The organism is Nonomuraea sp. bgisy101 (assembly GCF_057708945.1).
Genome location: NZ_JBYITD010000031.1, coordinates 67,581 through 81,477 on the forward strand (window position 1 = coordinate 67,581; position 13,897 = coordinate 81,477).

Consider the following 13,897-nt stretch of genomic DNA (forward strand, 5'->3'; position numbering starts at 1 on the left):
TCTATCATCAACGCCGATCTGCGGAAGAGGGCGATTTCCGCCGTGTCGTCTGAGTCGTCGCGGACAAACCCGCTGGCAAGCTTTGGGCAGAACGAATGGCTTGTCGACGAGCTGTACCAGAAGTATCTCCAGGACCCCGAGTCTGTAGACAAGGCTTGGTGGAACTTCTTCGCTGACTACAACCCTGACTATGGACCGGGCAGAACCCCGGCCAGGGAGGCGGCGAACGGCACAGCGACCGCGCCCGCCCCCGCTGCTCCTAAGGCCGCCGTGACTACCACCGCTACTGAGAAGCCCAAGGTCTCCACCCCCGTGCCCGCCGGCGCCGAAGAGGTCAAGCTCCGCGGCGCCGCGGCCCGCACGGCGGCGAACATGGACGCCTCGCTGGTCGTGCCGACGGCCACCAGCGTGAGGGCCATTCCCGCCAAGCTGCTCATCGACAACCGCATCGTGATCAACAATCACCTCGCGCGCGGTCGCGGCGGCAAGGTCTCCTTCACGCACCTGATCGGCTACGCCATCGTCAAGGCGCTGAAGACCATGCCGGAGATGAACTTCTCCTATGCCGAGGTCGACGGCAAGCCCACGCTGGTCAAGCCCGAACACGTCGGCTTCGGCCTGGCGATCGACGTCCAGAAGAGCAACGGCGAGCGCCAGCTCCTCGTGCCGTCGATCAAGGCCACCGAGGACATGGACTTCCGCCAGTTCTGGATGGCCTACGAGGACGTCGTCCGCAAGGCCCGCTCGGGCAAGCTCGGCGTCGACGACTTCGCCGGCACCACGATCTCGCTGACCAACCCTGGCACGATCGGCACCGTCCACTCGGTGCCGCGCCTGATGCCAGGACAGGGCACGATCATCGGCGTCGGCGCGATGGAGTACCCGGCCGAGTATCAGGGCGCCTCGCCCGACACGCTCTCGCGCCTGGCCGTCTCCAAGGTGATGACGCTCACCAGCACCTACGACCACCGGATCATCCAGGGCGCCCAGTCGGGCGACTTCCTGCGCACGATCCACCGGCTGCTGCTGGGCGAGGACGGCTTCTACGACGAGATCTTCGAGGCGCTCAGGATCCCGTACGAGCCGGTCCGCTGGACGCGGGACGTCTCGGCCTCCCACGACGACGACGTGGCCAAGTCCGCCCGCGTGATCGAGCTCATCCACGCCTACCGGGTTCGCGGCCACCTCATGGCCGAGACCGACCCGCTGGAGTACAAGCAGCGCAAGCACCCCGACCTCGACATCCAGTCCCACGGCCTGACGCTGTGGGACCTGGAGCGCGAGTTCGCCACCGGCGGTTTCGGCGGCCGCCCGCTGATGAAGCTGCGCGAGATCCTCGGCGTGCTGCGTGACTCCTACTGCCGCACCGTCGGCATCGAGTACATGCACATCCAGAACCCGGAGGAGCGGGCCTGGATCCAGGCTCGGGTGGAGAAGCCCCACGCCAAGCCCGACCGCGAGGAGCAGCTCCACGTGCTCGCGCGCCTCAACACGGCGGAGGCGTTCGAGACCTTCCTGCAGACGAAGTTCGTCGGCCAGAAGCGCTTCTCCCTGGAGGGCGCCGAGTCCCTCATCCCGCTGCTCGACTCGGTCATCAGCGAGGCCGCGGGCGAGAACCTCGACGAGGTCGTCATCGGCATGGCCCACCGCGGCCGCCTCAACGTGCTGGCCAACATCGTGGGCAAGTCCTACGGCCAGATCTTCGGCGAGTTCGAGGGCAACATCGACCCGCGCACCGCCCACGGCTCCGGCGACGTGAAGTACCACCTGGGCGCCAGCGGCACCTTCACCGCGCCGACCGGCAAGACCATCGTCTCCTCCGTGGTCGCCAACCCCTCCCACCTGGAGGCGGTCGACCCGGTCCTCGAAGGCGTCGTGCGCGCCAAGCAGGACCTGCTGGAGCGCGGCGAGGAGGGCTTCTCGGTCCTGCCCGTGCTCGTCCACGGCGACGCCGCCTTCGCGGGCCAGGGCGTGGTGGCCGAGACGCTCAACCTGTCGCAGCTGCGCGGCTACCGCACCGGCGGAACCGTGCACATCGTGGTCAACAACCAGGTCGGCTTCACCACCTCGCCCGCCTCCTCGCGCAGCAGCGTCTACGCGACGGACGTGGCGCGGATGATCCAGGCGCCGATCTTCCACGTCAACGGCGACGACCCCGAGGCGGTCGTCCGCGTCGGCAGGCTGGCCTACGAGTACCGCCAGACCTTCCGCAAGGACGTCGTCATCGACATGGTCTGCTACCGCCGCCGCGGCCACAACGAGGGCGACAACCCGGCCTACACGCAGCCGCTGATGTACGACATCATCGACGCCAAGCGTTCGACCAGGAAGCTCTACACCGAGGCGCTGATCGGCCGCGGCGACATCACGGTCGAGGAGGCCGAGTCGGCGCTGCGCGACTACCAGGCGAAGCTGGAGCAGGCCTTCACCGAGGTCCGCGAGGCGGCCAAGCACCCGACCGACTCCGGCGAGCTCCAGGTGCGCGCCACCGAGGTCGTCAAGTGGTCCCACGCCGACACGCCGACGGCGATCTCCGACGAGACGCTGAAGCGCGTGGTCGACACCCAGCTCAACCTGCCCGAGGGCTTCACCCCTCACCCGCGTCTGGCGCCGATCATCCAGCGCCGCGGCCAGATGGTGGAGCAGGACAGCATCGACTGGGCCATGGGCGAGACCATCGCCTTCGGCTCGCTGCTCATCGACGGTCACCCCGTCCGGCTGGTCGGCCAGGACTCCCGCCGCGGCACGTTCGTCCAGCGCCACGCCGTGCTGGTCGACCGGCTCACCGGCGAGGACCACACGCCGCTCAAGACCTTCAACCAGGGCACGACGAAGTTCTACGTCTACGACTCGCTGCTGAGCGAGTACGCGGCGCTGGGCTTCGAGTACGGCTACAGCGTGGTCAGGCCGGACGCGCTCGTCGCGTGGGAGGCGCAGTTCGGCGACTTCGTCAACGGCGCCCAGACGATCATCGACGAGTTCATCTCCTCCGGTGAGCAGAAGTGGGGCCAGAAGTCCGGCGTCGTGCTGCTGCTGCCGCACGGCTACGAGGGTCAGGGCCCCGATCACTCCTCGGCCCGCATCGAACGCTTCCTGCAGGTCTGCGCGCTCGACAACATGACCGTCGTGCAGCCGACCACCCCTGCCAACTACTTCCACCTGCTGCGCTGGCAGGTCGAGTCGGGCAGGCACAAGCCGCTGGTCGTCTTCACGCCCAAGTCGCTGCTGCGGCACAAGAAGGCGACCTCGAGCGCCGCCGAGTTCACCTCCGGCACCTTCCAGCCGGTCATCGGCGACACCACGGTCGACCCCGGCAAGGTCACCAAGGTCGTGCTGTGCTCCGGCAAGGTCTACTACGACCTCGCCGCGGCCCGCGAGAAGTCGCCCGCCGCCGACAACACGGCGATCGTCCGCATCGAGCGGCTCTACCCGTTCCCCGAGGACGAGCTCAACGCCGAGCTCGCCCGCTACAGCCCCACCGTGGAGCTGGTCTGGGCGCAGGACGAGCCGGTCAACATGGGGCCGTGGCCGTACCTCACGCTGAAGCTGGCGGAGAACCCCGACCTGTTCGGCGGTCGCCGCCTGCGCAGGGTCTCCCGCACGCCCAACAGCTCCCCCGCGACCGGCTCCCACGCCGCTCACGACAGGGAGCTGGAGGAGATCCAGCACGCGCTGTTCGGCTGACGTGACACCGAAACGCCCCGGCCTGTGTGACAGGCCGGGGCGTTCGGCTTCCCGGAGGGTGCCGGGGGTCTACCAGGCGAAGGGCAGGCCGTACTCCGCGTAGACCTTCTGCTGGAGCTTCCACGCCTGGGGCGCGTAGGCGGCGTAGAAGTCCTTACCGCAGGCCAGGTCCTCGAGCGCGGCCTTGACCTCCTTCTTCAGGTACGGCCTTGCCTGCGCGGGCGTCATGCTCGGGAACATGATCTTGGCGTTGGCCGGCGCGCGCACGCCCTGCTGACGAGCGACCTCCGTGCGCTCGTCGAGGAAGACCTTGCGCCCTCGCTCGGCCATGTCCGTCGGCTTGGCGGGGGTGACCTTGAGGCAGGTGGCGAAGGACTTGCCCAGCTTGACCAGGTTCGCCGAGCCGTTCAGCTCGGTGTCGGCCAGCTTGTCGTAGGTGGCGTCGTGCTGTGCGGCGTAGTCCTCCCACGAGTCGACGTCCTTGCCGAGGACGGTCTTGACCGACTCGACGAAGCACTTGTCCTGGGCGGCCCTGTAGGCCTTGTGCTCCTTCTCTGGCAGCGCCAGGACGATCTTGTTGTTCGGGTGGTCCCTTCCTTCGTGGCTCTCGGGGTAGACGTGCCACGACCAGACGCCGAAGCCCTCCTTGGCCCGCTTGGCGCGCATGGCGGCGTAGTCGCCGTTGAGGGCCCTGCGGTCGGCGTCGCTCCTGGTGGCCTTCTCGATGTCGTCGGGCCGGTACTCCAGGCCCGCCGCCTTCATGCAGGAGAGCTGGGCCTGCTCCAGCTTGACCGCGTTGGCGTGGGCGGTGTCGTACTCGGGTGAGGGGGTGACGGCGACGGCCGCCACCAGCAGGGCGTTGATCAACAACATGGTGCGTGTTCTTCCTTACCTAGCAGGGAATCCGGAGTCGGGAAGCCTGAGGTGACGGCTCGGGCATCGCGTCGGCCGCCTCGACCCCGAGCAGGGCGGTGCCGGTGGCGGTGCCCCTGGGCACGACGTACGCGCGGCCGCCCGGGTTCTCTGTCCTGTCCTTGGTGACGACGTAGCGGATGCCGAGGTAGCGGTAGGTCTCCTTGTCGAAGACCAGCTCGGAGCGCATGGTCTCGTCCTCGGCCATGCCGACGGCCATGCCGGGCCTGCCCGCGGCGTCGGTGACGTCGGGGACGAGCGTGATGCCCTCCAGGCTCGACGCCACCTCGAACAGGGGCGCGGCCAGGCTGGGCCTGGCGGCCGACTTCTTGATCAGGTCGCTGATCGTCAGCCACAGCCGCAGGTGTCCTGGCCCTTCCTGCTGCGCGGCGACCTTCTCGATCCTGGCGCGCAGCGCGGCCACGTCGGTGGGCCACTCGCCGAGCCGCAGGTAGGAGAGCTCGTCGCCGGGGGTCTTGTCGCAGGAGGACTCGTAGACGCTCTCGTCGACGCCCGCCATTCCCGGTACGGAGGGAACAGGTCTGCTGCCCGGATAGGGGGCGACGCCCTTGGGCTCCTCCCTGACAAGCCACGGCTTACCCGGCTCCGCGGGCTCCCAGGTGTCCTCGGCGACCTTGATGGCCAGGTGGTCGACGCCGGTGCCGTCCTTGCGCCCGACCGTCATGTGCCGTGCGGCCACCGACCTGACATGGAGGTACTGCCCCGGCCTCAGCTTCAGCTCGGTCTGTTCCGACGCGGCGTCGGCCGCCCTCGCGAGCAGTTCCTGGGCGCTCGCGGGGGGCACCGCACCGGGGACGAGCTGGGTCGCCACGACGACGGCGGCCGCGACGGTGACGGCGGCCATGCCCTTGAACAGGGGGCCAGGCATCCTGACCGCGCTGCGGAGGATCCGGCGCGGCCCCCGCGCACGCCGGTCCTCCTGCCGGTCCTTCACATAGGCGCGCTCCATGAGGGCGCGGGAGCCGGCGAGGTCCGCCGCCGACCCGTCGGGCGTGCCCGCCCACAGGCGGCGCAGCGCGTCCATCTCATTCATCTCATCCATCGATGCCGTCCTTCCGTTCGGTGTCCTCCAGTGCCTGCCGGGCCTTCTTCCTGGCCCTGTTGAGCCGTGAGCGGACCGTCCCCACGGGGATGTCCAGCGCCCGCGCGACCTCCTCGTAGCTCAGTCCCACCCACGCGATCAGCAGCAGCACGTCGCGGTCGCCTGACCTCAGCCCGGCCAGCGCAGCGACCAGCGGCCGGTTCACCGTCAGCGTCGTCACGCCGTCCTCGACGAGGCCGCCGGCGATCTCCATGGGGTCCACGCCGCCTCGTACGTAGGCGCGGTAGCGGGTGATCTCCTCCCTGCGGCGTTTGCCGATCACGTTGGAGGCGATGCCGTACAGCCATGGCGTGGCGTCGGGGTACTCCGGGTCGTACCGGCGGCGGTTCTGGAAGGCGGCCAGGAACGTCTCGGAGACGACGTCCTCGGCCGCGTCGGGGCCGAGCCGCCGCACGGCATATCCGTGCAGCCGTGGGGCGTGGCGGTCGAACACCGCGGCGAACGCCTCGGGTTCCTGCCACGACCGCCGGATCAGCTCGGCGTCGGCGACCTCGAGGGTCGCGGCGGGCTGGGGCATAAAGTGCCTTTCAGTCCGGGATGGGGGCGAACGCCTGTACTTACCGGCCCGCGCGCAAAAGGTTCATGGCGGGCGGAGGCGCAGGCAGAGCAGTCGTGGCCGCTCGTTAGAGTTACCTCACGGTCGCGAGACCGCCTCGACCGAGTGAACAGGAGAGAGATGTACTTCACCGACCGGGGGATCGAGGAGCTCGTCGAGCGTCGCGGCGAGGAGGAGGTCAGCATCCTCTGGCTGGGCGAGCGGCTGCGCGAGTTCGTCGACCTCAACCCCGACTTCGAGACGCCGATCGAGCGCCTGGCCACGTGGCTGGCGCGCCACGAGTCCGACGACGACGAGTGACGCCTGGTTCTCGACACGCCAAACGCGATACATCTTGATGTTTCGCGAAACGCGACATATCGTGTCTTGTGTCGGACGTGTCGGGAACGAAGGACGGAACCATGTCACAGTGGACGATCGAGAGCCCCCAGCAGCTCACGTTCGACGCCGTGCGCGCGCTCAACGTGCGCGTGGTAGCAGGACGGCTGGCCGTCCTGGCCAGCGAAGGACCACCGACGCTCGAGGTCGCCGAGATCGACTCCTCGCCGCTGATCGTCACCCATGACGAGGACGGCACGCTCACCGTCGCCTACAAGGACCTCACGTGGGACGGCCTGCTCGGCTGGCTCAAGCGGTCCGGCAAGCGCGCGACCACTCTGACGATCACCGTTCCCAAGGACTGCCCGCTCAGCGTCGGCGTCGTCTCCGCCTCGGCCGTCGTCGCCGGGTTCGAGCGCCGCACCAACGTCCGCAGCGTCTCCGGCGAGATCGTCCTGGACGGCGTCAGCGGCGACGTCAACGCCGAGACCGTCTCCGGTGACGTCGAGAGCAGGGCGATGGAGGGCGACCTGGCGTTCAAGAGCGTGTCGGGCGACCTGGCGGTCGCGGGCGGCACGCCGAGAAGGCTGCGTGCCAACACGATCTCCGGCCGCATCACCGCCGACCTGGCCCTGCGCCCGACGGGCCACGTCACGTTGACCAGCGTCTCCGGCGACATCCTTGTCCGCCTGCCGTACGACGTGGAGAGCGATGTCATGATCCGCTCCACGACCGGGCGCCTGGACTCGGCCTTCGATGAGCTGCGCTCGAGCGGCCGTCCAGCGACCAAGTCGCTGTCAGGAAGGTTGGGTGGTGGAATGGCCTCTCTCACGGCCAACACCGTCTCGGCCGATGTCACGCTGCTCAAGGGGGAGAAGGAATGAGCCCGGTGTTCGGCCACGGAAGGCTCCGCCTGTACCTGCTCAAGCTGCTGGAGGAGAGCCCCCGCCACGGCTACGAGGTGATCAGGCTGCTCCAGGACCGCTTCCTCGGCGTCTACTCCCCCTCGCCCGGCACGATCTACCCGCGACTGGCCAGGCTGGAGGAGGAGGGCCTGGTCACGCACGAGCTGGTCGACGGCAAGAAGGTCTTCTCGATCACCGACAAGGGCCGCGCCGAGCTCAACTCCCGCCTGGACGAGCTGGCCGACCTCGAGCAGGAGATCACCGACTCGGTCCGCGACATCGCCCGCGAGGTGAAGGAGGACGTCCGCGAGACGGTCAAGACGCTCCGCGAGGAGCTGACCGCGATGGCCAAGGACGTCAAGAGAGGCGGCCGCGACGAGGCCCGCCGCATCCGCGAGCAGCAGAAGGCCGACGTGCTGCGGATCAAGGAGCAGCAGAAGCGCCAGTGGATGGAGCACGCCGCCCAGTGGCAGAGCCAGGGTGAGCGGCTGAGCAAGGAGTGGCGCCGCGTCTGGACCCAGGTGTGGAGTGACCTCGGCGGCCCCTCCGACGACACCACGCCCGACAACAGGGCGGAGCTCGACGCCGAGCTCGGCGAGCTGCTGGCCGACTTCGTCGCCAAGGTGCGCGAGGAGGCCTCGGAGAGCCGCCTCACCCGCGAGACGCTGTCGGACTGCAGAGAGGCACTCGACGAGGCCGCGGAGCGGATCCGCGACTCGCTACGCGGATAGCAGCTCCCGCCGGTCGCGCGCGGCCCGCCTGGCCCGGTAGGCGATCGGCATGTAGCGGACCCGCTCGGGCAGGCGAGGCGTCAGCGCCGCGACCGCCCGCCCGAGCCGCCGCAGCCGCCGCTCGTCCTTCTGCGACCAGTGGAGCCCGAGCACCTCCCGTACGGCGGGCGGCAGGGTTCCGACGGTGACGAAGGAGTTGAACTCGCCCGACCCCATCCCCACGGGCCGCCAGATCCCGCGCAGCGGCCTGGGCACCATCGGTGGCGCGGGCGTGCCGCGCATGGTGGCCAGCACCTCGAGCGCCGTCGGATGCGCTTCGAGCCGCTCGGCGACCATCCGGTCGAAGTAGGGCCAGAAGTCGTCCAGTGTCGGCGGCACCTCCCGTTCCGGCACCCGCAGGATGCGCCCGAGCTGCCGCGACTCGGCGTACAGCCGGCGCTCCTTCTCCCTGGAGTACGGCGTGCCGAAGTAGCGGTTGAGCACGACGAAGCGCTCGAACAGCGTGAGATGCACCCAGGCGTAGGCCTCGCCGTTGAGCGCGTGGTAGGAGCGGCCCCGCTCGTCGGTGCCGCTGATCCGGGAGTGGATCTCCCGCAGCCGCAGTCCCTCGCGCTCGGCTTCGGGGCCGCCGTACACCCACTTCTGGACGGAGGTCAGGGTGCGGGTGAGCCGTCCCCACGGGTCCTGCCTGTAGGTGGAGTGCTCGGCCACGGCCGCGCCCACGGCGGGGTGCATCGTCTGGAGGACGAGCGCGCTGCCCGCCACGAGGAGGTTGCGGTATTCGCCTGCGGTGTCCCAATGAATCGTGCCGGGACGGAACGGCTCCATGGGTCATGACCTCCCGGGTGATACATCTTCTCTCCCTTTGTATCACCCGGGAGACGGCGAAGTAACCCGTCACTTATCTCAGAGCGTGAACACGACCTTCCCGAACAACTCGCCCTCGTGCATCGCGGCGAACCCCTCACGCGCCTCGGCCATCGGCATCGACCTGTCGATGAGCGGGCGTACGCCGGTCTGCTCCAGGAAGACCGCCAGGCGACCGAGCTGGTCGCGGGTGCCCATCGTCGAGCCGACCACCGACAGCTGCAGGAAGAAGACCCTGTTCAGGTCGGCGGGCGGCACCGCCCCGCTGGTCGCGCCCGACACGACGATCCGTCCTCCAGGGCGCAGCGACTTCAGCGAGTGGTCCCACGTGGCCTGGCCCACGGTCTCCATCACGGCGTCGACCCGCTCCGGCAGCCTGGCCCCCGGCTCGAAGACCTGGTCGGCTCCCAGCTCGAGCGCCCTCTGCCGCTTCTCCTCCGAGCGGGACGTGGCCCACACCCTGAACCCGCCCGCCCTGCCGAGCGCGATCACCGCGGTGGCGACCCCGCCGCCCGCGCCCTGGACGAGCACGGTCGAGCCGGGCTGGAGCCCTGCCTTGTCGAACAGCATCCGGTAAGCGGTCAGCCACGCCGTCGGCAGGCACGCGGCCTCCTCGAAGCTCAGCGCCGACGGCTTGGGCACCAGGTTGCGGCGCGGCACCGCCACCTTCTCCGCGAACGTGCCGTCGTGGACCTCCGACAGCAGCGACCGCTTGGGGTCGAGCGTCTCGTCGGCGCCCTGGCCGATGACGGAGTGGACGATGACCTCGTTGCCCTCCTCGTCCACGCCCGCCGCGTCGCAGCCGAGCACGATCGGCAGCCGGTCCTGGCGGATGCCGACGCCCTTGAGCGTCCACAGGTCGTGGTGGTTGAGCGCGGCGGCCTTCACGGACACCGTGGTCCAGCCGTCCGGGGCCTTCGGATCTGGATGCTCACCGAGCGTCAGCCCGGCCAGCGGGTTGTCGGGATCGGTCTGTGTAGCGGTAACGGCGAACATGGCCGCACCCTACTCGGTGAGCTTCACCTTGATCCCCAGCAGCGCCGTCCGAACGAACGCCTCCTTCCCCGCCGCGGAGACGAACACGTCCCCCCTGCACACCCCGTCGGTGTAGGTGGCGTTCCACCGGAGCTCGGGCGGGATGCCGCTGTTGCGCCGGCAGTCACGGGTCAGCACCAGCGACACCAGCTCGCTGCGCCCGTCGCCGAACAGCAGGCCGGGGCCCGCGGGCTCGCCGCCGAGCCGGTCGCCCGGCTTGGACAGGTGGACGGGGTCCTTGGCCGACAGCACGAGATAGCCGTCGCGCGTCTCCTTGCCCTTGAGCGACCTGGCCCACTCCATGCGCTGCTCGAAGGTCAGCCCGTCGCGGCTGTCCTGCAACGCGATCCGCCACCTGCCGAAAGCGAAGATCAGCAGCTGCCCGTCGCGGCCGGACCACAGGGAGACGTCGCCGGTCATGCTCCTGATCCACGTGGTGCCCCGGGGCACGCCGCCGACGGGCGCGTAGAGCTTGCGGAACATCGCCCGCTCCCCGCTGATCCACGCGCCCTGGTAGGGCCTGGACCCCCTGTCGCCGAGCCGGAGCGTCGCGGGGTAGCGGACCCGGGCCTTCGTCCCGTCGGGGAACACCACGTCGATGGTCTCCTCGTCGCCGGTCGTCCTCGGACCGGCGCGCAGGATGTTGGGTACGCTGGCCTGCCCTCCTGTCGCCTCGCCCCGTCCGTCGCCCGTCCCCGGCCCGGTCGTGGCGGCCTGCGGGGCCCTGCCCGCCTGCTGCTCTCCAGGGTTCCTACTGATCAGCAGGCTGATGGCGGGGACGGCGAGAACGGCGGCCAGGACCACGATGCCGATCCATCGCCTGCGCCTGGGAGTGCCTGCCTCTATGACGTCACGCACACCTTTATTCAGGTGACCTCACGCCGCTTCACGCAAGACCTCGGGCGTGATCCGTTCACCAGACCGCGGTGTTGACCTTCCCGTCGGTCGTCAGGCGCACCGCCTGGCCCACCAGCTGCCTGTCCATGGCGTCGGCCAGCAGGTCCGCCTGCAGTACCCACGCGTGGGCACGCCCGCCTTCGGGCAGGTCGACCACGAGCAGCCCCTTCGACGGCGACCCGTCGCGCTCGTGCGCGACCGTGTACCCGGCGACCGTCGCCGCGCCCTCGTGGACGGGCACGATCGGGACCGGCGGCGCGGTGTGGACGGGCTCGGCGGTGCCGCGCGTCCCGCCCGGCACGCTGGACCACACGGCGTAGGCGTGCTTGGTCAGGTGCATGCCCACCCCGCTGACCAGGCCGTGCCCGCCGTCCCTCAGCACCCCCGCCATCGTCGCCGTCGAGTGCAGGACGTAGCCGCTGGCCGGCCCGCCCGCGTACGGCAGGCCACCGGTGACCGTCAGCCCCCTCCGATCCAGCGGGTCCAGCTTGAGTGCGTCGCACGCCATCCGCAGCGCGACGGCGAAGCAGCTGTAGAGGTCCAGCGCGACCATGTCGTCCAGGGACAGGCCCGCCCGCGAGAACGCCGCGCCCGCCGCCGCGCCGAGCGCGACCGAGGAGCCGAGCGAGGGCCTGGCCGCCACCTCCCACGTGTCCTCCGCGTACGCCCACCCTCTCAGGTAGGTCCGCTGGTCGCGGGGCACGCCGAGCCGGTCGGCCAGCCCGGTGCCGACCAGCACGAGCGCCGCCGCCTGATCCACCTCCATGACCGCGACGGTCTTCTTCGTGTACGGCCAGCCGACGAAGCGGTTGCCGGGCCCCGGCGTCACGAGCTCGTCGGATGACAGCACGGCACGGTGCCAGGCGTGCGGGTTGACCGCGGCGACCTCGGTGAACGGGGCGAACAGCTCACCGCGTGAGGCCCGCTCCTCGGCGATTCCCTCGCGCCGGGCGGTCTCCATGATCGCGTAGGTGTGCACGGGCAGGAAGAGCTCGTGCGCCAGCTCGGCCTGGTGCGGCCCCCTCTCCCACCCGTAGGGCGGCTTGGGATCGGCGGGATGGCTCCACGTCACGTGCTCGCCCGCCTTGCGGTAGGCGCGCCTGGTTGCCAGCGCCTCAGCGCCCACGACCAGCGCCGCGTCCATCTCCCCCGCGGCGATCCTGCCTGCCGCCTCGCCGATGAGCAGGTGCGGCGCCGTACCGCCGACCCTGGAGTAGGCCCTGTGCCGCGGAGCGGCGCCGAGCCGCTCGGCCAGGCGCGCCACGGGGTCGTCGTACTGCCACGAGTCGGTGTAGACGATCTGGACGGAGTCGAGGCGGGCGCCGCCCAGCCGCGCCTCGGCCAGCGCCTGCCGCGCGACCGTCTCCCACAGCAGCAGCGGCTCGGGTCCCGGTTGGTCGCGAACGGTGAGCTGGGCGGCTCCGACGAGGCAGGGGGTGCGTGGATCCATAACGCCGATATAACCAGAGCAATGTTCGGTATGTAAAGGCTGGGACATTTGTTAATGGTGTTGCCAGCGATATTCGACACCGTCGGCCACCTGCGGAAATACCATTCTTGAATACATGCGAATTGGTTATTTCAATAACGGAATGGAACCGTCCCAGACTTTTTCGCGTCGTTTCCTGGTTCACGCCTTGCGCCATTCAGTAGCGTCCTCAACGTTTTCCTGGCCCACCGGGGCACCGTTCCCCGCTCTGGGCCGCCGAGAACCGGAAGGAGCTCCATGTTTTCCCGAGCAAGGCGCCTCACGGTCGGCGTCGCGGCCATCGGAATGGCCGCGGGTCTGATCAGCGCGACCGCGGCCGAGGCCGCGGCCCCCAGCGATGTCGTCTCCAAGGACGCGACCACCTCAGCAGCCAGCGCCATCGCGTTCTGGACGCCGGACAAGCTCCGCGCGGCCACCGACATCAACGACGACCTGTCCATGGACGTGAGGGGCGCGAAGGGCACCAACTCCACCCCTGACGGCCCGCCCGGATCCGTCCCGCCGATCGGCCAGGAGAAGGCCAAGGCCACCAAGACCAAGCAGGTCAACCTGCCGAACACGGTCGGCCGCATCTTCTTCACGCTGCCCGGCGCCAACGAGAACGCCAGCAGGAGTTGGAAGTACTGCTCAGGCACCTCGGTGCAGGGCAAGTACCGCAACCTCGTCGCCACGTCGGCCCACTGCGTCTACGACGTCAAGCACAACGTCTTCTACGACAACTGGGTGTTCATCCCGTCGTACTGGGACGGCAACAACAAGTGGGACGGCAAAACCCCCTACGGCATTTACGCCGCCAAGACGTTCAACGCTCACGACGACTTCGTCGTGAAGGAGGACTACGACTACGACTACTCCTTCGTCAACGTCTACAACGGCTTCAAGCCGCAGTGGGAGAAGGACAACAAGGGAGTCTGGCACGTCGTCAAGAAGAACGTCGGCAGGCTCGGCGACAACGTCGGCGGTCAGGGCTTCACCTGGAACCGCAGCACCAAGGCCACCGTGTTCTCCTTCGGCTACCCGGCAGGCGAGCACCCCGACGGTGACAAGCCCTTCACCGGCAAGACCATGAAGTGGTGCTACGGCACGACGGCCGCCATGCCGCCCGCGCCGAAGTTCCGCATCGAGGAGCACATCGGCTTCAAGTGCTCCTTCACCGCCGGCGCCAGCGGAGGACCGTTCCTGTACAACTACAAGAACTCCAGCAGGACCGGCTACCTCATCGGTGTCAACAGCGTCGCCTGGGACACCGACGGCAACGACCGCTACGACCGCATCTCCTCGCCGTACTTCAACGGCGACACCTACAAGGTGTACAAGGCCGCCGCCAACCGCTGGAGCGGCAACCAGCCCGGCTAGACATCGAGGGCAGCACCTGCCACC

12 protein-coding genes are annotated in these 13,897 nt (G+C 69.2%); 5 read left to right on the forward strand and 7 right to left on the reverse strand.

Going from position 1 to position 13,897, the window contains the following annotated elements; all coding sequences use genetic code 11:
- The first annotated feature begins 42 nt into the window (after positions 1-42).
- Entirely contained in the window at positions 43-3,684 is a 3,642-nt protein-coding gene (locus tag AC3EO4_RS42070; protein WP_379576263.1) for a multifunctional oxoglutarate decarboxylase/oxoglutarate dehydrogenase thiamine pyrophosphate-binding subunit/dihydrolipoyllysine-residue succinyltransferase subunit, read from the forward strand.
- 69 nt (positions 3,685-3,753) lie between these two features.
- Here AC3EO4_RS42070 and AC3EO4_RS42075 read toward each other — a convergent pair whose 3' ends face one another.
- Genes AC3EO4_RS42075 through AC3EO4_RS42085 form a run of 3 tightly spaced genes read right to left on the reverse strand, consistent with a single transcriptional unit; the run spans position 3,754 to position 6,236 of the window.
- Positions 3,754-4,557 carry a hypothetical protein gene (locus tag AC3EO4_RS42075; protein WP_431901204.1) on the reverse strand — a complete coding sequence of 268 codons (804 nt, stop codon included), beginning with the start codon at positions 4,555-4,557 and terminating at the stop codon, positions 3,754-3,756.
- A 19-nt stretch (positions 4,558-4,576) separates the two neighbouring features.
- Positions 4,577-5,659: a CU044_5270 family protein gene (locus AC3EO4_RS42080; protein WP_431901206.1), complete on the reverse strand. Its 1,083-nt coding sequence runs from the start codon at positions 5,657-5,659 to the stop codon at positions 4,577-4,579.
- Entirely contained in the window at positions 5,652-6,236 is a 585-nt protein-coding gene (locus AC3EO4_RS42085; protein ID WP_431901207.1) for an RNA polymerase sigma factor, read from the reverse strand. Before AC3EO4_RS42085 ends, AC3EO4_RS42080 begins: the two co-directional genes overlap by 8 nt.
- Positions 6,237-6,395: 159 nt before the next feature.
- On the opposite strand from AC3EO4_RS42085, the gene AC3EO4_RS42090 reads away from it, so the two are divergent.
- The 3 genes from AC3EO4_RS42090 (at position 6,396) to AC3EO4_RS42100 (ending at position 8,229) form a co-directional block, all read left to right on the forward strand.
- The gene (locus AC3EO4_RS42090) at positions 6,396-6,575 is read left to right on the forward strand and encodes a DUF6104 family protein (protein WP_379576335.1); all 180 of its coding nucleotides are present in this window, start codon (positions 6,396-6,398) and stop codon (positions 6,573-6,575) included.
- 101 nt (positions 6,576-6,676) lie between these two features.
- Positions 6,677-7,477: a DUF4097 family beta strand repeat-containing protein gene (locus AC3EO4_RS42095; protein WP_379576267.1), complete on the forward strand. Its 801-nt coding sequence runs from the start codon at positions 6,677-6,679 to the stop codon at positions 7,475-7,477.
- Entirely contained in the window at positions 7,474-8,229 is a 756-nt protein-coding gene (locus AC3EO4_RS42100) for a PadR family transcriptional regulator (protein ID WP_379576268.1), read from the forward strand. Before AC3EO4_RS42095 ends, AC3EO4_RS42100 begins: the two co-directional genes overlap by 4 nt.
- Here AC3EO4_RS42100 and AC3EO4_RS42105 read toward each other — a convergent pair.
- The 4 genes from AC3EO4_RS42105 to AC3EO4_RS42120 form a co-directional block, all read right to left on the reverse strand.
- Positions 8,218-9,057, reverse strand: a complete 840-nt coding sequence (locus AC3EO4_RS42105) for an oxygenase MpaB family protein (RefSeq protein ID WP_379576269.1) — start codon at positions 9,055-9,057, stop codon at positions 8,218-8,220. The two genes, AC3EO4_RS42100 and AC3EO4_RS42105, sit on opposite strands and share 12 nt — an antisense overlap.
- A 78-nt stretch (positions 9,058-9,135) precedes the next feature.
- Positions 9,136-10,092, reverse strand: a complete 957-nt coding sequence (locus tag AC3EO4_RS42110; protein WP_431901211.1) for a zinc-binding dehydrogenase — start codon at positions 10,090-10,092, stop codon at positions 9,136-9,138.
- Positions 10,093-10,101: 9 nt separating this feature from the next.
- Complete coding sequence (locus AC3EO4_RS42115; RefSeq protein ID WP_431901213.1) at positions 10,102-10,989, reverse strand: hypothetical protein; 888 nt, start codon at positions 10,987-10,989, stop codon at positions 10,102-10,104.
- Between the two features lie 55 nt (positions 10,990-11,044).
- Positions 11,045-12,478, reverse strand: coding sequence for an acetyl-CoA synthetase (locus AC3EO4_RS42120; protein WP_431901214.1), 1,434 nt, complete (start codon positions 12,476-12,478; stop codon positions 11,045-11,047).
- Between the two features lie 276 nt (positions 12,479-12,754).
- Here AC3EO4_RS42120 and AC3EO4_RS42125 point away from each other — a divergent pair, with 276 nt between their 5' ends.
- Positions 12,755-13,873, forward strand: a complete 1,119-nt coding sequence (locus tag AC3EO4_RS42125; protein ID WP_431901216.1) for a trypsin-like serine peptidase — start codon at positions 12,755-12,757, stop codon at positions 13,871-13,873.
- Positions 13,874-13,897 lie beyond the last annotated feature (24 nt).

Coding starts and splice junctions, on each gene's coding strand:
- AC3EO4_RS42075 (WP_431901204.1), bottom strand. CDS start 4,557: ATGTTGTTGATCAACGCCCTGCTGGTGGCGGCCGTCGCCGTCACCCCC.
- AC3EO4_RS42080 (WP_431901206.1), bottom strand. CDS start 5,659: ATGGATGAGATGAATGAGATGGACGCGCTGCGCCGCCTGTGGGCGGGC.
- AC3EO4_RS42085 (WP_431901207.1), bottom strand. CDS start 6,236: ATGCCCCAGCCCGCCGCGACCCTCGAGGTCGCCGACGCCGAGCTGATC.
- AC3EO4_RS42090 (WP_379576335.1), top strand. CDS start 6,396: ATGTACTTCACCGACCGGGGGATCGAGGAGCTCGTCGAGCGTCGCGGC.
- AC3EO4_RS42095 (WP_379576267.1), top strand. CDS start 6,677: ATGTCACAGTGGACGATCGAGAGCCCCCAGCAGCTCACGTTCGACGCC.
- AC3EO4_RS42100 (WP_379576268.1), top strand. CDS start 7,474: ATGAGCCCGGTGTTCGGCCACGGAAGGCTCCGCCTGTACCTGCTCAAG.
- AC3EO4_RS42105 (WP_379576269.1), bottom strand. CDS start 9,057: ATGGAGCCGTTCCGTCCCGGCACGATTCATTGGGACACCGCAGGCGAA.
- AC3EO4_RS42110 (WP_431901211.1), bottom strand. CDS start 10,092: ATGTTCGCCGTTACCGCTACACAGACCGATCCCGACAACCCGCTGGCC.
- AC3EO4_RS42120 (WP_431901214.1), bottom strand. CDS start 12,478: ATGGATCCACGCACCCCCTGCCTCGTCGGAGCCGCCCAGCTCACCGTT.
- AC3EO4_RS42125 (WP_431901216.1), top strand. CDS start 12,755: ATGTTTTCCCGAGCAAGGCGCCTCACGGTCGGCGTCGCGGCCATCGGA.